The sequence below is a fragment of the Ignavibacteriales bacterium genome (assembly GCA_026390575.1).
Classification (GTDB): Bacteria; Bacteroidota; Ignavibacteria; order UBA10030; family UBA10030; genus Fen-1298.
Window position 1 is genome coordinate 128,693 of the sequence record JAPLFR010000007.1, and the last position, 20,962, is coordinate 149,654.

Consider the following 20,962-nt stretch of genomic DNA (forward strand, 5'->3'; position numbering starts at 1 on the left):
TTTTCAAAAGTAAACATGTCTATTTTAAAAAATCCGGCTGCCATTTTATGGCTATCCCTGTTGCTATGGATGAAGAATACAATCCTAATGAGATGTTTTTGTCCCTGAAACGATGAAGTTCGGGAATAAGGATGCCGCACAATGCCCCTACTCCTATGCCAACTATTATATCGGAAGGAAAATGCCTGAGCGCTTTCACTCTATAATATCCCTCAAGGAGAGGAAGAATTGTCGCTGCACCGTATAAAAGATATTTATTGTCTCCCATTCCAGGATTGTAATCAATGTAGACTTTTGCCATAAAGAAAGTGGATGCCGCGACAACGGCAGTATGGCCGCTGTAGAATGAATTCCGGTTATCGCCTGATTTTCTCTCCCCATAAGTAAGTTGATCATAGTAAGCAAGAGGTCGAACTCTATTTTGAAAATTAACCCCGAGAGGAGTCCATTCATAAATATTAGGTGTGATAGACATTGTTTCCACATACATGAGTAGCACGTCAAGCCAATCCTGCCTGATCTGTTTATCAAACATAAGGAAAACCGGAAGAACAACGGTAGACGCAAGGAGAAAATTTGAATAGTTAGTGAAGGCGTCCCTACTATATGGATCTTGCTTTAAAGCCCAGCTATCGATACTGTTTATAGCACCTTTGTTCAATGCCTGTAGTTCTAATAGAGACATCTCTGGTTTCTGAAATACCCATGCTCCTCCCAGGTAATTTGCCGACAATCCAACACCGATGACAGCCCCTGTTACCCAATAATTTACATGGTACGGATGAAATGTAGTCTCCTTTTCCGGAGACTGCGAATACATCGGTTTCACATTGCAGATAACAGCCAACGAAAAGATTATGACCTTAATAAGAATAAACCGATTCTTTAACTTTTTTATCATGAAAGAAATTCCTATCAAAAGATCAGCCAACCGATGAAGACAACAAGACCAAATGTGAATAATGCGGGAATCCATTCGAACATTTAATAGCATGAAAAAATAGTTCATTTTTGGAGATACGATTATATTTTCTTAAGTCTCAAATCAGAAATCATTGCAATTGCCGAGATGAAATAAAAAATCACAAACCAAACGAGATATTCTTGGACAAAGAAATATCCAAGGAAAGCAATCGTCGAGACTGCTGAAGCGGCTAGAACAGTCGGAATACCTGTGAACCCCTTTTGTTTATATGACGTGAAATACGCCAATCGTATTGATGCTGCGCCGTCATTTAAGAATCCGGCGATGAGCATAGCAGTACCGGTTATCCCTACAAACCAACCAAAAACTACCGAGGCAGCCACTGCCATAAAATCCGTAAAACTATCCAGGTAAACACCCAGCACTCCTCCGCCAATCGCTCTTGCTAACTTTCCATCAAAATAATCTAAGAGGAATTGCAATAGGATAAGAACGTATGCAATTCCTAAAAATCCTTTGAAAGAAAAATAGACTGAAAAAGAAACACACAGAAGACCAAGAAGAGTAAGCATATCCGGCCAACGCAATGCACGAAGCTGTTTAAAAATCACGGTTCTTTTGTGATTGATCCCCCTATCCGCAGGTTGTTCAAAAACATGTATGTTCTTGCTTACCTGCGGATTCAATCTATTTTCCACCATTCCCATGCCAGTACTTGTTTGTCTTGTCTGTTATTTTTGTCATTATTTGTTGCCGCGACCATTCCCTTTATCTTTATTATTACCTTTACCTTTGCCATTACCATTATCATGCTTTTGTTGCTTTACCCAGTTATTGTGCTCGGGGTGGTTTGGATTTACATAATATTTTGGATCACGGGCATCGCGGATTGGCTGCTGATCATGCTGACCTTTATACGAGGCATATTTTCCCTGATACGATGCGTGATTGCGCCACGGTGTTCGCTCATTGATCACTACTTTGTGAGAATTATACAAATCAAAGCCACGATACCGGGAAGGCAAAGATGACCTGCTAACCCAGCGTCCTCTTTCCTGATAGTAATACATATGCTGAGGAACATTGTAGTAAACTTCAATGTCCGGCAGGTAATAATTTTCAGCATGATCGTAACCAGCCGGACCCCAAACTGGTTGACTTCCTATATTGAAGCCGAGATTAATACGTAACTGTGCATCTACAGTGCTCGACAATAACACTGCTGCAATTAATACAAGTACGTAGCGCATAATGCTTCTCCTTCTATTAAATGTGATTGAAATGAACCAGAACCCGATTTGTTGGGAATCCGTTCGTTTGTGAACTATGATTTCTTTATGATGATTGCAGGTTTTTCCTTCAATAAAATTATTCATTATACTAGTACAGACCCAACAGCACGATTACTACTATATTCAAAACACAACAAAATTTATTTTCAAAAGTACAAATGCCTATTTTCCAAAATCAGGCTGCCATTTCAAACTTATTCCAGTTCCTTCATAAGAAGAATATAATCCCACTGAAACGTTCTCAAATTTGATACGATGAATTTCTGGGATTACTATGCCGCATAATGCTCCTACTCCAAGCCCCACTAATATATCGGATGGAAAATGATCAAGTGCTTTCATTCTTAGATATCCCTCGATAAGAGGCGGTATTGCCGCCGCGCCATAGAGAAGATATTTCTTCCATCCTAATTCCGGATAGTAATCACAAACTATCTTTGCGGTAAAGAAAGATGCCGCTGCGGCAGATGCAACATGGCCGCTGTAAAATGAACTCCGGTTCCAGCTTGTCATTCTCGTGCCACTGGTACCGAGCTCATCGTAGTACACAGCAGGACGATATTTATTTTGAAAAAGCGGCCCGAAAGGACTATAAAGATATATGTTGTTGACAATTATTTGGGTCTCCGCATACATCATCGCTATGTCCAACCAATCCTGCCTGATGTTGTGATCGAACAGTGTGAGCGCCGGAAGCATGATTATACCAGCAAGCACATTATCAGAAAAATTTGCATAGTAACTCATTTTCGATGGATCGAGTCTCAAAGCCCAACGGTCAATTGCGGTAAAATTATTTCTGTCTAATGCATCTATTTCTGCATTTGTCAAGGGCGATTTATTCGCTACCAAGGGTGCCCCAATCATTATTAACGGAACTCCCACGATGAAGATACCACCTGTTACCCAGTAATTAACATGGTACGGATGAAATGTAGTATCCCTTACCGGAGACTGCGAATACAGTGGCTTTACCATACCGATAACAGCCAACGAAAAGATGATGACCTTTATAAGAATAAACCGGCTCTTTGACATTTTTATCATAATGATACTTCCTATCGAAAGAGCAGCCAATCAATGATGACAACAAAAAGGGAGTTCATTTTTTCTCTTGTTTAAAATTTTCGAAGTAGTATGTTAATTGGATTCTCTGTTCGGTTCTTACATCGTGAAAATTGCCATAATCACGTGTGTATCGATCACTATAGTACACCAAATGTTCAACTCCAATGCTGAGCTTGTCGAAAAGTCTTACTCCAATGCTGGGTTTGAGAATTCCGATATAATGATCCCCTGCATATCCTACATATGTGCGAATCCAGTAATAAGAACCTAACAATTTAAAGCTTACCCACGACCCAAGCTGAAGAGTACATTCAAGCTTTGATTCAGCCCCTCCTCCAAAGTTATAATCCCTCGCCTGAGAGGTGTCAGAAATTGGAAAGTGTGTACTGTTTCCAGCGAGCGGCACTATGGCGACATGGAAGTTCGTGTAAAGATTGGAATTCGGGCTTACCTTCAACTTCGTTATTATTCCGGGACCGAATGCTATGGTGGCTAATTCGAAGGTCAGATTATCGTAGTAGTCAAAATGTTGAAATCCACCGAGGAGCATATCCAACCAACCATAAGAATGGGAATTACTGCCAAAGAGGAATCCATATCCGATGACATTATCCAATATTTTTCTTCCCGGTCCTTTAGTAATATCCACTCTCACTTTGAAATAATCAAAAGGTTTCCGTGACCTTACTTCAAACGGATTCCCATAATCAAGCATAATATCAAGGAGCCAGTTTGTTGGTCCCGTCAAAAAGTTTGATCCTTCATTGACCTGGCGCCTCCCGAACGTTAACGTAACATTCAGCGGTTCTGTCTGATAGACCTCTTCCGAAGTCACTCTGAACATTTTCCCCTGTGTGAACCTGCTGAAAGCTCTCGTGGGAGAAAGAACGGCAACAGAAAATTCCCGGAAAAATCTATCAAATCCCGTTGTTCGATCATCGAGTATGTCTGAACCTATTCTATACATCACTTCGCCAATGAATACACCGTCGATCGTCGTGTTGACAATATCGTTATATGCCGGCAGGGTGTTTTCCCCAAAGTACTCCCACTCCAAGCTGCCGAGCGCTGCAAATGGTATTGATTCCCAGTAATTGTACCCGCTTGAGCGCGCAGCATTGAAAAAAGTGCTTCCGGAGTACGGATGAACAATAAAGTTCATGCCAAATCTGTCTTGATCCCATTCCCAGCCGGTCTTTATGTTATGGTTCCAGGAATTGAATCCTACACGCGAAAAATCATAGTTGAAGAAATACCTATCAACGAGAAATGTAACAACATTAGCTCCGGTAACCTTCAGAGCAACCGACCACAAGGGATATTGTTTGTTAAATTCTACTTTGTCATTCCGTAAATCACCATACTTATTTTTTACAGTGTCAATGTAAACACTGTCTTTGTATGCAGTGGTTTTGTTTACAGTGTCTTTGTCGGTGTTTTCCAACGAATGTTTCTCGAGATTCAATCCCAGGTAGGAATAAAATCTGGAATCTACTCTGTAGAGTTGATCTTGTTTTCTGATCTTAAGATTTGATTTGGATTGTGCATCAAGCTTTTCACGATACTGTGCTTGAAGTAATCCTGAACAACATAACGAGACAATAAAAATGCATAGTATAATGTTTTTCATTGAATTCCTCATTCGATCGTCTATACTTTGTCGGCGTATTGCATTTGTTGGTCCATTTTCAGTCCCCATATCTTTATTACGTGCATATCGATCACTACAAAATGTTCAATTCCAATACTGAGATTTATGAATTGCCAGGGAGATATGTTTAAAGAACAACACCGGTCCCTGGTAAAAATGAGTTTACTTATTGTGCGCGAAGTCCGCAAAATAAAATGTCAGAAAAAGTCTCTGTTGCGTGTACACCTTGTTCACCGCTGGGAAATCGCGTAAATATAAGTTTTCGTAAATAATCTCATCTTCAAATCCAATCCCAACATTACTGAAGAGGTGGAATTCAATTCTCGGTTTAATAATACCCATATAATTGTTACCTGAAGGACCGACGTACGTACTGATCCAATAATAATAACTCAACAAGGTTGCGCTGAAAATATCGCCGACCTTCAACGTGATATCGCATTTTGTTTGGGCTCCGCCGCTAAAATTATAATCTCTTCCCTCCGATGTATCCGTTATTATCTGAGTAGAGTTGCCTGCAAAAGGTATGACAGCCAAATGAAAATCTATAAACAGAGTCGTCCCCTTCCCGAGCGGCACCATCGTAATGACAGCGCCCCCGAACGACATCGTGCTCAGTTCGAAAGCTTTATTATCCCAATACTCAAAACCTTGAGTTAGTCCAAAGAGCATATTGGCATTCCCCACTTTAGTATTTGTGCCCGCGAGAATACCGTACCCAACGATATTATCGACCCATTTTCTGCCGAGTCCGAAATTCATATCAGCCCGAAGTCGAAAGTAGTCATATGGCTTACGGTGTCTTTCCTCGAACGGTTTTCCATAATCAAAATCAGCATTCAAATAAAATCCGAGTGGCCCTGTGCCAAAGGATTTTACATCATTAACCACGATGCCGCCGGCCGATAGAACAATATCAGTCGGTTCTTTTTGATATACCTCTTCCGTATTATGCGCGAACATTTTCCCGTTCATGAATCTAGTGAATGCCCTGCCAGGACTAATAAGAAGGGCCAGGAACTCCCTGCCGTACCTTTCTGCTCCGACGGTTCTCTCATCAAGAGCAATTGATGAGAGTCTGTACAAAACTTCACCGGCGAACATACCGCCGAGAGTTGTAGCAATCAGATCATTCCTCTCCGGTTGACGTGAAGGCCCGCCATTCTCTCCGAACAGTTTGTACTCATACGCCCCGCCGAATACAAATATCGACGACTCCCAAAAGTTATATCCGGTCGCGCGTGCCGAATTGAAGTAGCCCCCGCCCGTATAAGGGTGCAGGAAGAAGTTATTGCCGAATCTATCGTTATCCCATTTCCATCCATTACCCCAGGGGAAACCGGATTTTAATGCAGTTCGGTTCCAGGAATTGAAACCTACTACCGCCCAATCATAACCGATAAGATAATGATCGACCAAGTTGACGAGCGCGTTTTGCATCGTTATCTTCAAGATCGGCTGCCACAACGGAGCCTTTTTGTTATAGAGTGGGTCATCGCTGAGCAAACCCCGGTACTCGTTGTAAATGTGCGCGGTCGAATCCTGGACTAGAATTTTCTTGTAGCTCGTATCCGTAGGGACAACATTTGTCTTTACATCGGTTTCCTTAGTACGCTGCTTGTTCGCATCCGGAATCGGAGTTTCTTTCTTAATCTCGTTCGAGTCCTTGAGAGCTTCCTTTAGCTTGGCCAGCGTATCCAGCTGGGATGGACTACCACGCTTTAAAGAACTGATCATAGAGTTCGGCAATGATGTTTCATTAGATCGGGTAACTAAATCAGAAATACGATTGATCTCATTTTCCGATATCTGCCGGCTTGACCAGGTATTTTGATTTAGTGATATCTTCTTTTCAAAAGCAGGTTTATTATACGCTTGAACTAGTGCTGAACACAACAGTGACACAATTAATATGCATAGTGTTTTCATTGTATTCCTTTCTCCATTGCCCGTACTTCGTCGATGTATTACCATGTACCGTTCCACTTTCAGCCCCGCGAACATCCTTATCATAAACAAATGGACGTATCCCCGTTGTCTGTTGTCCAACATATTAACAAGAGAACAACCCGGCTTCGGGTCATTCTCCTGTCAATCGAAAAATATTGCCTTTGCTGCTAATCTTTATCTTTAAACAAATCCGATATTGTTTCTCCAACTGTATTCAAATCATGATTGAAGTTCGTCTTGAACTCCTGCCACTTGCTTTCTCCCTGGTCTTCATATTTATCTAACTTCTCTTTGAGGGCGTGATTTTTTTCCTTTAACTCCGCCACTGCTTTTTTGTAATTTGCTTTAGCCTTGTGACCGGCCTTCTCCATCTTTTCTTTGTATGCATCAATCTTGTCTTCATTGACCTTGATTTGTGCTTCAGACTCGGCCTTAAAATTTTGCCACTCTGCGGCGTAATCGGCTTTCGCCTGCTTCAGCTCTTGCTTGGCTTCCTCAGCTTTCTGTTCTGATTTTTTTTCACAGCCTGCTATAAAAATTCCTGCCATACATCCTATGACAGTGAAGGCGAATATTTTGTTTTTCATACTAATCCTCTCATTGATGGGTTTATGTAATTTATGGTTTACGTTTCTTTCTTCTCAAACGAGGTCGGAAGGTTGTCCTACCCCGCCATTTATAGATCATTAATTCTCTCTTAAAATCTTATGAATAAGTTCATTAACCGGGAATAGTCCTAAAGGATGAAAAAGTAGTTAATCCTTTTTGGGAGAAAGAAATATACTTCATAGAACGTAGAAACGCGGTGAATCGTAGACTTTTAACGTTTTCGCTGTCATGAAGGAATCGTGTCTGGGAAAAGGATGAGCAAGAATTACAAGATCTCTTCGTTAAGGGCGAATATCACTCCCAGGAGGCGAGTTTGCGTAGAGACCATCTCGCAGATGGACAACCATTGGGTTTTATCCAATATAGTGGCGGACTCCACTGATCTGTGCAACTCCCAAAAAAGTATACACGTGAAGTTTCAAATGTAACGATGGTAAGTCCCCACCTGCGTCGGACAGGCAGTTCGTAACCGGGCTTCTATATTGTCCGACTGCAAGTCGGACTCTACCATTTTTTACGGTATTGATCAGGACAGCCGGAGGCCTGAGAATGTTATCGTGTATTGCACGATTCAAATTCTTAATCCTTCCCGCTTGACCGCACTAAACTGAGACACTGCCAAATATATTCTTGCGTTTCGAGCATCTCGTTCATAGATTTAATACGGTTTTACAAATTAAATGTAATGATTCGGAATAACCTTAAAACAAAGCAGATAAATTGAATTCCAACAAAAGTCAATTCCGTGGATGCATTGTGTGGTAAAAGAGAACATATCTATTACTCCCGGTGTGCAAGGTGCTGACTATGGTTTTTCGGTACAATTGAAATTTTAATTTCCACGTAGAGACGTTCAATTGAACGTCTCTATAAAAATTTTTTGCCGTTGATATAAAGAGTAGAGTCCAGTCCCCTGACTGGACTATTTTTGTATTGTCACCTCAACGTTGTCCGACTACGAATCGGACTCTACCATCTTCTTTCGGTTTCTTTGGCTCTAGGAGTTATCGAGACAACGTGTAAAGTCCAGTCACCTGACTGGACTATTTTGTATTGTCACTTCAACGTTGTCCGACTACGAGTCGGACTCTACCATCTTCTTTCGGCTTCTTTGATCTCAGGGAGTTATCGAGAACACGTGTAAAGTCCAGTCACCGACTGCCTGCTCGCCGACGCACTTCGTGCTTAGGCGAGCCTGCCGGCAGGGACATTATCTATTGCCTATAAGTTGTCCGATCTGGTGATCGCCTGCCTGCCGCAGGCAGGGACTCTACAGATGGATTTTTCTGTTGTCCCACTACGAGTTGAGTTCTACTCCGATATTTTCCTTCCAAATCCCGGATCGATTTTCACCAATGCAGCGACAATAAATCCCGGAATCGTTGATAGCATTACCCATATAAAGAAATGCTGATATCCGATGAGTTCTTGAATTTTTCCGCTTATCATTCCCGGCAGCATCATTCCAAGTGCCATAATACCGGTGCAGATTGCAAAATGCGCCGTCTTATGTTCGCCTTGCGAAATGTAAATCATATACATTGCATAAGCAGTGAATCCGAACCCATATCCAAATTGTTCCATTGCCACTGCGATATTGATGATCAACAAATTTGTCGGCTGGAAATGCGAGAGATAGACGAACATCAAATCTGGTGTGTGCATGATAATCACCATCGGCCAAAGCCACCATCGAAGGCCTTTTTTTGAAATTGCATATCCGCCGAGTAATCCTCCGACAGTCAGCGCAATAATGCCGACGGTGCCGTACACAATTCCGACTTCACTCGTTGTCAATCCGAGTCCGCCCTTATCATGCGGATCAAGTAAAAACGGCGAAACAAGTTTCATCAGTTGTGCTTCTGCAAAACGAAAAAAGAGCAAGAACAAAAGGATTACCCAAATATCTTTTCGTCTGAAGAAAATAAAGAAAGTGTGAATAAATTCATGTAACATTCCTTTCGATTGATCTTCCAAAGTTGATCTGTCTGATGCAGGATATGGAAGAATAAATCGGTGATACAAACAGAGCACTGCGAACAGAGCAGCAATCACCAAAAAGGTAACCGACCACGCCTGTGAAATTCCAATGCGCGGTTCCAATGTTCCTGCCAATACAACTAAGGCACCTTGTCCGGCAATCATTGCAATACGGTAAAACGTGCTGCGAATACCGACAAATGCCGCTTGCTGCGGCTCGTTCAATCCCAGCATATAAAATCCATCAGCGGCAATATCATGCGTAGCAGAACTGAACGCCATCAGTGCAAAGAGAGTAAGTGTCAGGACGAGGAATGAAGACATTGAAATAGTGAACGCAACACCGACGAGTACAATGGAAATGAGCAGCTGTGTCGTAACAACCCAAAGTCGTTTCGTCAAAAACATATCAACGAACGGACTCCACAACGGTTTAATCGCCCAGGGTAAATAAAGCCAGCTTGTGTAAAGTGCGATGTCAGCGTTAGAGATACCAAGCTTCTTATACATGATCACCGATACCGTCATCACAACGACATATGGAATTCCTTCCGCGAAGTAAAGCGATGGAACCCATGCCCAGGGATTTCTATGTTTTTCATTGATCATCTTTAATGTTCGATAATTTAATTACTGTTGATTACTCTTCGAAGCCCATCTTTTAATTTTACAACGTTAAAATTGATCAGCAATCCTAATTCACAACCTGACAGTTTGAGATAAGTCAATATTTGAGCAAGATGAATATCATTCAACATGTCTACTGCTTTAAGTTCAAGCACTAATTTACTCTCCACAAGAATATCCATTCTATATCCGCAATCAAGCTTGACTCCATCATACACAAGCGGCATCGGTTTCTGTCGCTCGAGCACTATTCCGGATTTCGATAATTCGTATGCAAGACACTCTTCATATGCAGATTCCAATAATCCCGGACCAAGTGTGGAATGCACCTTCATTGCACATCCAATTACTTTATGCGTTAGTTCATTATAGACCATATTCCCTCCCTTGATTTTTAACCACAAAGAACGCAGAGTAACACAGAGTATATTCTCTGCGAATCTCTGTGTCTTCTGTGGTTTATTTTTTTCAGCTAATCAATAGAGTTTCTTTAAACTTACTCCAACAAAATAATGTTTCACTATTTCTTCTGCAGTGAATCCTTTCGATGCCATCACCGCTGCACCGATTTGACAGAGACCGACACCGTGACCCCATCCGGCTCCAGAAAATACGTATTTGATCGGCAGTCCATTCGCATCTCGTTCAATTTGCACAATGAATGCGCTCGAATACAAATGCGACTTCGACAACCAGCGACGAATTTCCAATTCCTTCCCCACGATCATTGTTCGATTCGATCCGACAATCTTTAATTGAACGATGCGCCCGGACGGGCCGCGTTTTATAGGAATGAAGTCCATGACTGTCCCAAAGTCGATTCCTGATTTTGTGGATAGAATTTCTTCAATTTGTTCACGCGAATATTCAACTTTCCATCGAAAGAAATCTGTCGTCTCTTGATCAAATGACGGCAGTACGTGCTGTAACATCTTTCCATTTGTCGTATTGCAATAGACATCGGGTGAAGAGGTGAACCAGCGTTCAGCATGAGCTTCATCCAACAGTGGCGGATAATCCATAGAAGAATCGGAAACAGATTGGAGATATGAAATCGGCGTCTCTTCCCAACAATTTTCAAATAACTCTGTTCTTCCGCCGCAAGCTTTCGAAAAACGAGAATCACAGACTTCATGACCGGCAACAAGGAATGTACCTCGCGTTGCTTCAATCGCCTCTGTCACAGATTTCGAAATAATTTTTGTTATTCCCTGATAACGCTGGCAGTGATCATCGGCGCAGACATCGAAGAATACGTGATCTTCGCGGTCGTACCAGCGGATAATTTCATCTGCCGTCTCAAACGATTGCTGCTTATCAACGCTGACTCCCCTAAACTTTTGCTGACGCTCTAGCATCGCTACAAGCCAACTTCGCGACGTAATTGCATGTGCCTTCAGCAATTCGAATGGCGCATCGGCGCTCATTTCTGATGCAATGACACTCTTGAGGTAAATTTCGACTTCAATGATATTGATGACAGAAAATGTACCATCGGCATTCAATCGAATCTTAAGGTCGCCTTCAAAGGTTTGTTTTTCTATTCGTTCCCAGTGAAAATTGAGGCCGATAGTGACGTCGTTTAACGTGAACGTTGCACCACTCAACGAACGGCAGGTAAGTTCTTCAGAGCGAAGAACTTCTACATCTTCATTGTCATACAGCACCAGACGTCTACTTTCATTCGTAATCCGAAATGAACCTTGCAATTTTATGGAGGTGGGTAATTCATAGTATCCATGGAAGCTGCCGCGCACTTCCTTCGCGTTCTCGATGAGGCCGACGGAGATAATCGGTTCGGAGGAAATCAAATCATTCTCTCCAGGATGTTATCGACAATTTCCTGTTTCTCGCTTACCTCGGCAAAAATATCTTCTATCAATTTTGCATCTATATGCAAGAAATCCTTTTCCAACGGTGTGACGATCAATCCACCCATATCAACAGCAGCTGGACTGATGAGCACACGATCAACGGTTTCTTTGAAATATATGTCCGGCCGATGCTTTTGGCGCGGGAAGATGATGAATCGCCAAATATTTTCTTGATACGAACAAAAAATATTCACCATCGGCTCTTTGGTAATGTGAAGAAGGTTCTTCCATTCGACAAACAATGTGTGGATAAAAGCGAGGAGTTGATTCTTGTCAGTCGATTCTATAATCAGAACCATTCTGCCGTAATGCATTAAAGTGGATCCTGCAACATGATCTTTATAATAAAACCTTTTACGCCTTTGAACATTCACTGCGTCGCGCTCAACAGGAATGGCAAGACGCGGACTTGCTTGAAAATGCAAATGATCCGGGGCTGACGCGCCGCATTCTGGTCCATTATAAAATATCGTAAAGTGAGGACTAAGATCCCTTGCAAGATCGAGCATCGCATCAACAGAAGATTTGAAGTCTTGCGGTGTGTGACGCATGCTTGAGATGGTAAAATGTCTAGGAAAAATTGGAACAGGGTTACACAGAATAAGGTAATCGTTGCGATAGAGAATTCCTTGTTGTTCCTCTGGAAGATTCTCACGACAGAGGAAGCATTTGCGTTTATTAATAGATGCCGGATCAATATTCGCTCCTGTGCTTACGATACGTTTCGGATTGAATTGCACAAGTACTGCAAACCTGGTGCAGATAATCTCGCGAACACGAACAAACTCCAGTGAGGCATACCCTTCTGCCATCTGTTGCCAGGCCGATTGCTGCTGCGTAAAGAGTTCCGAACACAAGTTTGGTAACGTGGCGTTCGCGTTTGCAGAATGAAAACTGGAGAGAATTTTCGAGGCGCCGCCATCTGCCTTTGCCAAGGAAGAATTTCCCTTCTATCGATTATCTCCGGTCAGAATTCTTCCGACCGGAACGAATCCGATGAAATGGTCAACTGTGGTTTTACCCATCGTAAATGGCTCATTCTCCACAATTTCATATCCCATTTTTTTATACCACTCAATCGCCGATTCATTTTTGGCCATCACACCAACCCAAACTTTATCAAGTCCTAATGATTGAGCGCGTTTTGCCGCCGATCTCATTAACTTCCTGCCAAGTCCGAGATTTTGATATACGGAAAGAACATACAACTGGTGTACATAGAGCCGATTTTCTTTCTCATTGTAATATGTCTTTTCATAACCGGCAATAACATCATCATATTCAGCAACAAAGCTGTTTACTTTAGCGTCGTTATACTGCTCTGCGAGTTTTTTTGATGTGTAATTCTCATTGAAATACACCAATAAATCATCAACGGGAATAAAACTCGAATATGATTCCTTCCACGTTTCCCAGAGAAGGTACCGCACGACTTCAAGATCGTCTTGATGCCAAGGACGAATTTTTGTGCTCACTTCATCTTCCCATTGTAGTGTTGGCGAGAAAGAATTTCGATCGTGCGAAGCTTATCTTTAAAATGATCATTCCGGTTTGCTGTCTCAACAGAAAGTGCAGCATCTGTGTTGCCTTCCCAGCGCCGGCAGAGATACAGCGGCTCATAGATTCTTCCGATTTGATAGTGATGCGATAGTCGAAGCGCGATTGCATAATCTTCGCCATAACTCACATTGGGCATTCCACCAATCTCCCGCAACAACGCCGTGTTAAAAGCACGCGGTGCACCAAGCCCGTTGACGCGGAGCGCATTATTCCTTCCGTTTGCCGGCGTCCATTCTTTATGATCGATGATACCTGGCGGAAGTTCCTCTAATTTTATGTTCACTAATTTGTACGAACCAATCACCATCGCATAGTTACTGTGATGGAACTCATCGACAATTTTCTGAAGCGTATCCGGTCTGGAATAGATATCATCGGAATCAAGTTGAATGACATACCGCCCGCAGCTGGCGGAGTAAATGGCTTCATTCCAGCAACCGCCAATACCCAGGTCTGTCCGGGGGGGAATTTGATGTCTCACCAGCGGATTTTTTTCTGCAATATGTTGAAGCAGCTGTGTCGTGCCGTCGGTAGAATAATTGTCAACGACAATGCAGTTAAATGAAAATTTTGTCTTCTGCTCCAGAACGCTTTTCACAGCTTCGGCAATTGTATTTAAGCGATTCCGGACCGGAATGACAACGCTTGCCTCTACTGGAAAACGAATATCGTACTTTGGTACCTTCTCAAATTTAGGTTTGAGAAATGCGTCGATGCGTTTTAGATGCTTGGTGGCAACCAATTCCATTTCTTTTTGGATTTGATATCCGGAAGGATTGACGTAATCAAATAATTTTTCGCCTGTTCTGCGTAGATCAGATTTTGTTTTCGAGTAAAGATATTCCTGTATATGGAAAAGTTGATGATCGATGGATACCTTCAAGCGAAGATCATAGAGTCCAGCATTCTCGACATCTTCGAGTTTTCCATAACGCTTCAGTGCTTTCTTGACGGCATTGGTGGAGAAAACGAGAACATGCCCGAAATCAAAAGTATCGCGAATACTGCCGAGTTGATATTCGTTTAATGGATGCTCGAAGCGATTCCCGTTCTTCTCGTCGTAATAGTCTGCGTACGTCATGCCGGCACCGGTGTGTTCGGTAATGTCAATCATTCGTTCCAAATCGAATTGATGTATCTTGACATTTTGGACGTTCAAAATAAAAAGAAAATATTTCGTTTTGATTTTTGTAAGAACCTGGTTGAGCATCTTGCCTGATGTAAACGAATCCGTCTTTACGGCTTCGCATTTCAGATGCATGCCGGCATAATCGCCGCTATGGATAATGAAGATCTTTTCAATAAGCGTTGAATCGATGAAACGGTTGATTGCTGTCTCGAAGTGTGGAGATGGAGAATATTGGAGAATAATAGTGAGCATCTTATATTCCGATTTTATCGATTATTTTTAACGCTTATTAATAACGCGGTGAACAAGAGTGATACAGAGGTTCTTCACATTATGGATTTCAGTGGTTCGTTAAGTCCTCTATTGTTGAATTGTTTTCACTATTGAGCGATTCATGATACAGACGAATCGCCATGAGAGCAGCGCCAACGACCGGAGATGATTCGGCGTTATGAAGAGAAACAAGCGGTACTTCTCGCTTGATTGCTGAACGGATTTTACGTGAGTAAAAATTATCATTCATCAGCAAACTGCCGACAAATGCCAGCGGGCGTTTTGGTACACCCTTCCTCCCTTTATTCATCTTCATCAGAACTGCATCAATCACTTCAATCAGATCAGAACAAGCACGAATAAGAATTTTCTTTGCAGCCGGATCACCTTTCGATACCGCTTCCATCACGAGCGGCACAACAGAAGCGAAATCATATTTCTCTTCATAGATAGCGTCGATAATAGCCTCTTGAGTCCCAAGTCCGAATTTCTCATCAAATAATTTCACGAGTTTTGTTTTTTCACCGTAGCCATCGAGCAGTTTTGCTACAGCGCGAAATGCTTCTCGTCCAATCGCATAGCCGCTTCCTTCATCGCCAATGAATCTTCCCCATCCGCCGGCGCGATACACTTTATCACGTTCATCTTTTCCAAACACTATTGAACCGGTTCCGGCAATGACAACAATACCGGGCTTTCCACTGAATGCACCTTCCAGTGCGATCCGAGCGTCGCTTTCAATTGAGACTTTTTCGAGATGACAACTCCTCATGCGCGCAACTTCCAATACTTTATCCATGATGCGCTGCTGATCAGGAACGCGGCCAGCTCCCGCTAGTCCCGCTACTATTGCACCGATTTGCGCTTCGCTGCATCCAACAGAATGACAGCATGTTTGAATAAGATCGAGAAGTGTGCTGGCGGTTTTCTCAATGCCAACGATGTGGAAGTTTGTCGGACCGCCCTGTGCTTCAGAAAGCATAATCCCGTCTAATGCACAAAGCACAGCGGTGGTTTTTGTTCCGCCGCCCTCGATACCGATAACATAAAGAGATTTATTCATACGTGAGAAAAATATTGGCGATAATTAGCATAAAAGCAACTATGGGAATGAAAAGTGACAAGTGATCATGGAACAATATTGAAGTACTTGCCATTCTTGAATGATTCCGTATTATCAATTCAATCGAAATATTCCTATTTTCAATAAGAAGGTATGAGAAATGAAACGATTTTCTTCGTTCATTGGTTCAAAAGTAAACAGAACAGATAGATCGAAAACTCAAGAAAGGTATTTATGAAACGCAGCATAATTTTCACGTTACTTCTCATATTGTTCTTAGTTCCTGTCAACAATGCGCAATCCATCCGACCACAGAAAGCTCCAAATTTTTCACTCAAGTCCTATGATGGTAAAATTGTCGAACTTGCCAAAATGAAAGGGAAAGTTGTAATTGTGAATTTCTGGGCAACGTGGTGTCCGCCATGCCGGGCCGAGATTCCAGATTTTATAAAAGTATATGATGCATATAAATCAAAGGGATTAGAAATTATCGGCATTGCACTCGATGAAGATGGCTGGTCAGTAGTACAACCATTTATAGAGAAAAATAAAATAAATTATTCTATTGTGCTGGGGAACGCCCAGGTTGTGCAGGAGTACGGCGGCATTGAAGGAATTCCGACAACGTTCATTGTAGATAAGAAAGGAAATATTGTTGATCATCAAGTAGGTATGCTGACAAAAACCATGCTGGAGCAGAAAATGAAAGTGTTGCTGAAATAACATTATCTTGGCGGATTCGCATTGTTACCTGAAATGCAGAACTGTCAATTCCATACATCCGGACGACAGGCAAAAACAGTTATGAAACATTTTCTTTACATACTTATTGCAATTCTCTCTCTTGCCCCGGCACTCGTCGCTCAACCATTGTCAACAGCACAGCAAGTACATGAAAGTGTGATCCTCTCAGCAGACAAAATGCAAGCTGGCGGTACTCTGCAGATTGCTCTGCAATTGAACATCAATAATGAGTGGCATATCAATTCACACACCCCGACGTTTGACTATCTGATTGGTACAACCTTCGAGCTTCAATCGAAGGAAGGCATCATACTTGCTGACGTGCAGTATCCAAAAGGCAAACTTGTTTCACTCTCTTTCGCCGAGCAGCCGATCGACGTCTACGAAGGAACGACCACGATCTTTGCCTCTCTAAGAATTTCCGATAAACTGCAACCTGGTACCGATACAGTAAGAGGAAGTGTCATTGCTCAAGCGTGTAATAATCAAATATGTTTAGCTCCTTCGACCATCGATGTCATAATCCCCGTACAGATTGTTGGAGCCGATGAAACGGTAGCACTTCTGCATCAAGACATCTTTGCCAATTACAAACCGTCAGAATCTGTTTATGCTGAAACAAAAAATGATATCGCAGCAATGTTCGAAGCAAAAGGCTCGTTGTTGACTTTCTTCGCTATTTTTCTCATAGGTCTTGCACTGAATCTTACGCCGTGTGTCTATCCGATGCTGTCTGTCACCGTCTCTCTCTTTGGTTCACAAACAGAAACAAAACTATTGCGCGTTTTCATCAAAGCTCTTATTTATGTTCTCGGTATCGCCACAATGTACAGCGTACTTGGAGTTATGGCGGCGCTTGGCGGCGGATTATTTGGAAGCTGGCTCCAAAGTCCGTGGGTGCTTGGCGGTATCTCGGCATTATTGTTTGCTCTTGCACTCAGTTCGTTCGGTTTGTATCAAATACAAATGCCGTTTTGGCTGACAAGCAAATTGGGCGGAACAACAGGCAGCGGATTCATTGCAATTTATTTATCGGGACTCGTCGTAGGCGTCTTTGCCGCGCCGTGTGTTGGTCCGCCGGTGATTGCATTGCTCACATTCGTCGCAGCGAAAAGAAGCGTGTCGTTTGGTTTCTGGTCGTTCTTCACATTGGCGCTCGGACTTGGATTCCCCTATTTAATTCTCGGCACATTCTCCGGCCTTCTTAAAAAGATTCCGCGCTCAGGTTCGTGGTTAGTGTGGGTGGAGCACATTTTCGGTGTTATTCTCATTGGGGCGTCATTATTTTATCTCTCACTCGCGATCGCACCGAAGGAAGCACTCTACGTCGTCCCGCTGGTTCTCGTTATTGGAGGTATCTATCTTGGATTTATCGAAGATTCGGGTAAGGAAAAACCCACACTAAGAAACATCCAATGGATATTCGGTACATTCGCCGTTCTTGCTGGACTTGTATTTGCTAACAGCATGCGGGATAAAGGTATGGTATGGGAAACTTATTCTGATGTAGATTTTTTTGAAGCGAAAGAGAACGGAATGCCCGTGGTACTCGATTTCTATGCCGATTGGTGTATTCCGTGTTTGGAACTTGACCGAAATACGTGGACAGATGAAGATGTTATTCACGCCACAAAAGACATAAAAAGGATAAAAGTGGATTTGACACATTTTGATTCACCGGAAGCAGAAGTATTGCGGAAGAAATTCAATATCTCCGGCGTTCCTACGGTCATATTCATCAAGGTTGACGGAACAGAAGCGACTGATTCACGCATTGTTGGATTCATACCTCCGAAAGAGTTCCTGATAAAGCTGAAACAAGCACTGTAGCAAATTTTAACCATTTACAATAACAGGTATTGGTATGAAGAAATTATCGATCATTGTTCTCGCCACAATCATCATCACTGTTGTTTTGTCTGCACAGGGTAAGATGGACAAGAAAGAATTGCGCAATAAATCTCATTCGATGATCGGGTATTTGGTCGATCAAAGTTGCGGCAAAAGAATGGTCATGGATGACGTAAAGAAATCCGATGCCAAAGCTGCGAGACACACAAAAGATTGTGCGCTCGATGAAGTTTGCAGTGCAAAGGGTTACGGTCTTGTAGCGGGTGGTAAATTTTATACGTTTGACGACGCTGGAAACAAGAAAGCTGCCAAATACTTAAACGCCACAAAAAAAGAAAACCACTTTAAGGTGGAAGTCGCTGGTATGATGGATGGCGATAAGATGAAAGTAGAATCGATCAAGGACTTCAAGCCCATAGGAAAGAAGAAATAACGTTCAGTAGATTATTTTGATCCCGTGGCTGACCAAAAAGTACCGAAAACATGGTAGTCGAAGACTTTAGTCTTCGTTTATTATCTGAAAACGAAACCTGAAGGTTTCGACTACCGTTAATTTTACACTTTTGGTCAACCTCGGGATTTTTATACCGCTCAGCTTACCTGTTCCTTTTTTGCATTCACAGTCTGCTTTTGGTATATTGATTTTATCATGCCTCCTGTAAACATCATTCCGACAATTTGAAACTCCTGAAGGCTATCATCGTATTTTATAACCACTATGCCTGATAACATTCTATTATTGATCTTCGGAATTCTCTCTACACTTGCTCTGCTTATCGGCTGTTTCGCAATCTATTTTGCAGTAAAGAATGCCAGGAAAAAAGACGGCGAGCTGATGATGGTATTTTGGGCGGTCATTGCTCTTGCCGGCCTCACGTTTGCCGGAATGAGCTGGGCATATTTCCTCATTCCAATTCTGGTCAATAGGTTATTTTAACTTATTTTTATTCTCCTTACCTCAATGTTGAGCTCCTGACGGAGTTCTCTCACTTTTATCGGTTCGTGTTACAAACATGTGGCTCCTACGGAGTCGTTCATTCAAATCTGAAATCTACAAATCCCGTAGGCTTGCCCGCCGTAGTGAAGAACTACACGTAGGCGGGGATTGCACGTTTATAATCCTCTAACAATATAGAGTAGAACTCCATGGGAGTTCCACACTGATATGAGGTTTTAAACAGAGGACGCACTAAAAGCTGTTCTTGAGCCAGGGGAAGTAATGCGTACCAAGAAACAGAAGAAATATTCGAGAACAATTACTGTATTCTCTGTAGTGATAAATGTGACAGACTACTTGTTAAAATACGACATACAAAACCTTGACAGAACGGATAACTTTCATTAACATCTCGCTGGTGGTAGTGAGGCAATGGGAGTTTACCACTTAAAACATCGATGCTTTTTAATTCAATCTAAATCTAATCTATATCTATGAAGACATGTGTGCGATTACAGGCAGAAGAAAATAAAAACAAAATATCACGCGTTTGCGTGATTGACAGGAAGAAAATACGTTCATATATTGCCCGCGCCAAACTAACCGTCACATCGAAGATCTTTGTATGAAGAAGTATTAACACATTATTCTCTCTGTTGTGTTCTTAGTTGCATTGCTTTTTAATCTCCCCCGCTTACGTTTCACGTCGGCGGACAGGTAACCCCTCCCAGCTTGGGAGTGCCACAGTGATAAATTGGAGTTTATATGAAAAATATTTTTAAGATCCTCGTTATTCTTACAGTTTTTAGTACAATAGGATATGCACAGTTAAACATTAATTATGGTATTAAAGGAGGTTTGAATTACTCTTCTTGGTGGAGTGGAAATTCAATTTGGATAACCCAGTATGCCATAGGAGGATCTTTCGAGTTCCAATTTAAAGCTGTCTCAATCCAACCAGAGATTTTCTACAGTAAAAAAGGGGCTAAAATCGATGACATTATTTACGTAGCGGGCATAGCGCACAATGTTGTTCATACAAAAACACTTGCATACCTTGACATTCCGTTGCTCGTAAAGATTCATCTACCTCAGCCGATAAACGGAATTTCCCTGTTGATTGGCCCGTCGCTTGGAATTCTATTAAGTGCAAACGATAACATTGAGGGTGAAGGAATTTCAAGCAGTATAGATAATAAAAATGATTATTCAAATAAAGATCTTGGTTTAGTGATTGGAACAGGTATAGATATTCCTCTTGAAATAATCTGTTTAACAATTGATGCACGGTACGAATTTGGAATATGGACACTGGATCCCAGCGAACGAAAAGGTGTGTATAATCGAACTGTATCAATTTACATTGGAATTGTTTTTTAGCAAAGTTTCGTATTAAAATATTAAACACAATCTTACACTATCAAGAGGG

At 42.0% G+C, this 20,962-nt stretch carries 20 protein-coding genes; 5 read left to right on the forward strand and 15 right to left on the reverse strand.

All coding sequences use genetic code 11. The features are described from left to right. Window positions 1–19: 19 nt before the first annotated feature. From NTX44_05600 to NTX44_05670, 15 genes are all read right to left on the reverse strand, one after another. On the reverse strand, window positions 20–901 hold the full coding sequence (locus NTX44_05600; GenBank protein ID MCX6121074.1) for a phosphatase PAP2 family protein: 882 nt from the start codon (window positions 899–901) through the stop codon (window positions 20–22). A 122-nt stretch (window positions 902–1,023) separates the two neighbouring features. Beyond that, window positions 1,024–1,611 (reverse strand): CDP-alcohol phosphatidyltransferase family protein, encoded by a 588-nt coding sequence (locus NTX44_05605; protein ID MCX6121075.1) that lies wholly within the window; start codon window positions 1,609–1,611, stop codon window positions 1,024–1,026. A 57-nt stretch (window positions 1,612–1,668) separates the two neighbouring features. Beyond that, the gene (locus tag NTX44_05610; protein ID MCX6121076.1) at window positions 1,669–2,175 is read right to left on the reverse strand and encodes a hypothetical protein; all 507 of its coding nucleotides are present in this window, start codon (window positions 2,173–2,175) and stop codon (window positions 1,669–1,671) included. A gap of 204 nt (window positions 2,176–2,379) precedes the next feature. Further along, window positions 2,380–3,264, reverse strand: coding sequence for a phosphatase PAP2 family protein (locus NTX44_05615; protein MCX6121077.1), 885 nt, complete (start codon window positions 3,262–3,264; stop codon window positions 2,380–2,382). A 55-nt stretch (window positions 3,265–3,319) separates the two neighbouring features. Beyond that, complete coding sequence (locus NTX44_05620) at window positions 3,320–4,915, reverse strand: DUF3943 domain-containing protein (protein MCX6121078.1); 1,596 nt, start codon at window positions 4,913–4,915, stop codon at window positions 3,320–3,322. A gap of 183 nt (window positions 4,916–5,098) precedes the next feature. Continuing rightward, the gene (locus tag NTX44_05625) at window positions 5,099–6,865 is read right to left on the reverse strand and encodes a DUF3943 domain-containing protein (protein MCX6121079.1); all 1,767 of its coding nucleotides are present in this window, start codon (window positions 6,863–6,865) and stop codon (window positions 5,099–5,101) included. A gap of 188 nt (window positions 6,866–7,053) precedes the next feature. After that, on the reverse strand, window positions 7,054–7,473 hold the full coding sequence (locus NTX44_05630; protein MCX6121080.1) for a hypothetical protein: 420 nt from the start codon (window positions 7,471–7,473) through the stop codon (window positions 7,054–7,056). Between the two features lie 375 nt (window positions 7,474–7,848). Further along, window positions 7,849–8,070 carry a hypothetical protein gene (locus NTX44_05635; protein ID MCX6121081.1) on the reverse strand — a complete coding sequence of 74 codons (222 nt, stop codon included), beginning with the start codon at window positions 8,068–8,070 and terminating at the stop codon, window positions 7,849–7,851. Between the two features lie 736 nt (window positions 8,071–8,806). Continuing rightward, window positions 8,807–10,084 (reverse strand): MFS transporter, encoded by a 1,278-nt coding sequence (locus NTX44_05640; protein ID MCX6121082.1) that lies wholly within the window; start codon window positions 10,082–10,084, stop codon window positions 8,807–8,809. A 17-nt stretch (window positions 10,085–10,101) separates the two neighbouring features. Continuing rightward, window positions 10,102–10,479, reverse strand: coding sequence for a GxxExxY protein (locus tag NTX44_05645; protein ID MCX6121083.1), 378 nt, complete (start codon window positions 10,477–10,479; stop codon window positions 10,102–10,104). A gap of 99 nt (window positions 10,480–10,578) precedes the next feature. Beyond that, a complete protein-coding gene (locus NTX44_05650) occupies window positions 10,579–11,913 on the reverse strand; it encodes a SpoIID/LytB domain-containing protein (protein ID MCX6121084.1) in 1,335 nt (444 codons plus the stop codon). Beyond that, window positions 11,910–12,911: a DUF4922 domain-containing protein gene (locus NTX44_05655; protein MCX6121085.1), complete on the reverse strand. Its 1,002-nt coding sequence runs from the start codon at window positions 12,909–12,911 to the stop codon at window positions 11,910–11,912. The genes NTX44_05650 and NTX44_05655 overlap by 4 nt, the downstream gene beginning before the upstream one ends. Window positions 12,912–12,926: 15 nt before the next feature. Beyond that, window positions 12,927–13,451, reverse strand: coding sequence for a GNAT family N-acetyltransferase (locus NTX44_05660; GenBank protein MCX6121086.1), 525 nt, complete (start codon window positions 13,449–13,451; stop codon window positions 12,927–12,929). Then, entirely contained in the window at window positions 13,448–14,917 is a 1,470-nt protein-coding gene (locus tag NTX44_05665) for a glycosyltransferase family 2 protein (GenBank protein ID MCX6121087.1), read from the reverse strand. Before NTX44_05665 ends, NTX44_05660 begins: the two co-directional genes overlap by 4 nt. Before the next feature lie 88 nt (window positions 14,918–15,005). After that, the gene (locus tag NTX44_05670) at window positions 15,006–16,001 is read right to left on the reverse strand and encodes a hypothetical protein (GenBank protein MCX6121088.1); all 996 of its coding nucleotides are present in this window, start codon (window positions 15,999–16,001) and stop codon (window positions 15,006–15,008) included. Window positions 16,002–16,235: 234 nt separating this feature from the next. Between NTX44_05670 and NTX44_05675 the strand changes: the two genes are divergently transcribed. From NTX44_05675 to NTX44_05695, 5 genes are all read left to right on the forward strand, one after another. After that, window positions 16,236–16,724 carry a TlpA disulfide reductase family protein gene (locus NTX44_05675; protein ID MCX6121089.1) on the forward strand — a complete coding sequence of 163 codons (489 nt, stop codon included), beginning with the start codon at window positions 16,236–16,238 and terminating at the stop codon, window positions 16,722–16,724. An 81-nt stretch (window positions 16,725–16,805) separates the two neighbouring features. Continuing rightward, window positions 16,806–18,575, forward strand: a complete 1,770-nt coding sequence (locus tag NTX44_05680) for a thioredoxin family protein (protein MCX6121090.1) — start codon at window positions 16,806–16,808, stop codon at window positions 18,573–18,575. A 34-nt stretch (window positions 18,576–18,609) separates the two neighbouring features. After that, window positions 18,610–19,029 (forward strand): hypothetical protein, encoded by a 420-nt coding sequence (locus NTX44_05685; GenBank protein ID MCX6121091.1) that lies wholly within the window; start codon window positions 18,610–18,612, stop codon window positions 19,027–19,029. A 285-nt stretch (window positions 19,030–19,314) separates the two neighbouring features. After that, entirely contained in the window at window positions 19,315–19,533 is a 219-nt protein-coding gene (locus NTX44_05690; GenBank protein MCX6121092.1) for a hypothetical protein, read from the forward strand. A 765-nt stretch (window positions 19,534–20,298) separates the two neighbouring features. Continuing rightward, window positions 20,299–20,913, forward strand: coding sequence for a porin family protein (locus NTX44_05695; protein ID MCX6121093.1), 615 nt, complete (start codon window positions 20,299–20,301; stop codon window positions 20,911–20,913). Window positions 20,914–20,962 lie beyond the last annotated feature (49 nt).

Coding starts and splice junctions, on each gene's coding strand:
- NTX44_05610 (MCX6121076.1), bottom strand. CDS start 2,175: ATGCGCTACGTACTTGTATTAATTGCAGCAGTGTTATTGTCGAGCACT.
- NTX44_05680 (MCX6121090.1), top strand. CDS start 16,806: ATGAAACATTTTCTTTACATACTTATTGCAATTCTCTCTCTTGCCCCG.
- NTX44_05600 (MCX6121074.1), bottom strand. CDS start 901: ATGATAAAAAAGTTAAAGAATCGGTTTATTCTTATTAAGGTCATAATC.
- NTX44_05675 (MCX6121089.1), top strand. CDS start 16,236: ATGAAACGCAGCATAATTTTCACGTTACTTCTCATATTGTTCTTAGTT.
- NTX44_05665 (MCX6121087.1), bottom strand. CDS start 14,917: ATGCTCACTATTATTCTCCAATATTCTCCATCTCCACACTTCGAGACA.
- NTX44_05695 (MCX6121093.1), top strand. CDS start 20,299: ATGAAAAATATTTTTAAGATCCTCGTTATTCTTACAGTTTTTAGTACA.
- NTX44_05615 (MCX6121077.1), bottom strand. CDS start 3,264: ATGATAAAAATGTCAAAGAGCCGGTTTATTCTTATAAAGGTCATCATC.
- NTX44_05670 (MCX6121088.1), bottom strand. CDS start 16,001: ATGAATAAATCTCTTTATGTTATCGGTATCGAGGGCGGCGGAACAAAA.
- NTX44_05645 (MCX6121083.1), bottom strand. CDS start 10,479: ATGGTCTATAATGAACTAACGCATAAAGTAATTGGATGTGCAATGAAG.
- NTX44_05685 (MCX6121091.1), top strand. CDS start 18,610: ATGAAGAAATTATCGATCATTGTTCTCGCCACAATCATCATCACTGTT.
- NTX44_05620 (MCX6121078.1), bottom strand. CDS start 4,915: ATGAAAAACATTATACTATGCATTTTTATTGTCTCGTTATGTTGTTCA.
- NTX44_05640 (MCX6121082.1), bottom strand. CDS start 10,084: ATGATCAATGAAAAACATAGAAATCCCTGGGCATGGGTTCCATCGCTT.
- NTX44_05690 (MCX6121092.1), top strand. CDS start 19,315: ATGCCTGATAACATTCTATTATTGATCTTCGGAATTCTCTCTACACTT.
- NTX44_05630 (MCX6121080.1), bottom strand. CDS start 7,473: ATGAAAAACAAAATATTCGCCTTCACTGTCATAGGATGTATGGCAGGA.
- NTX44_05625 (MCX6121079.1), bottom strand. CDS start 6,865: ATGAAAACACTATGCATATTAATTGTGTCACTGTTGTGTTCAGCACTA.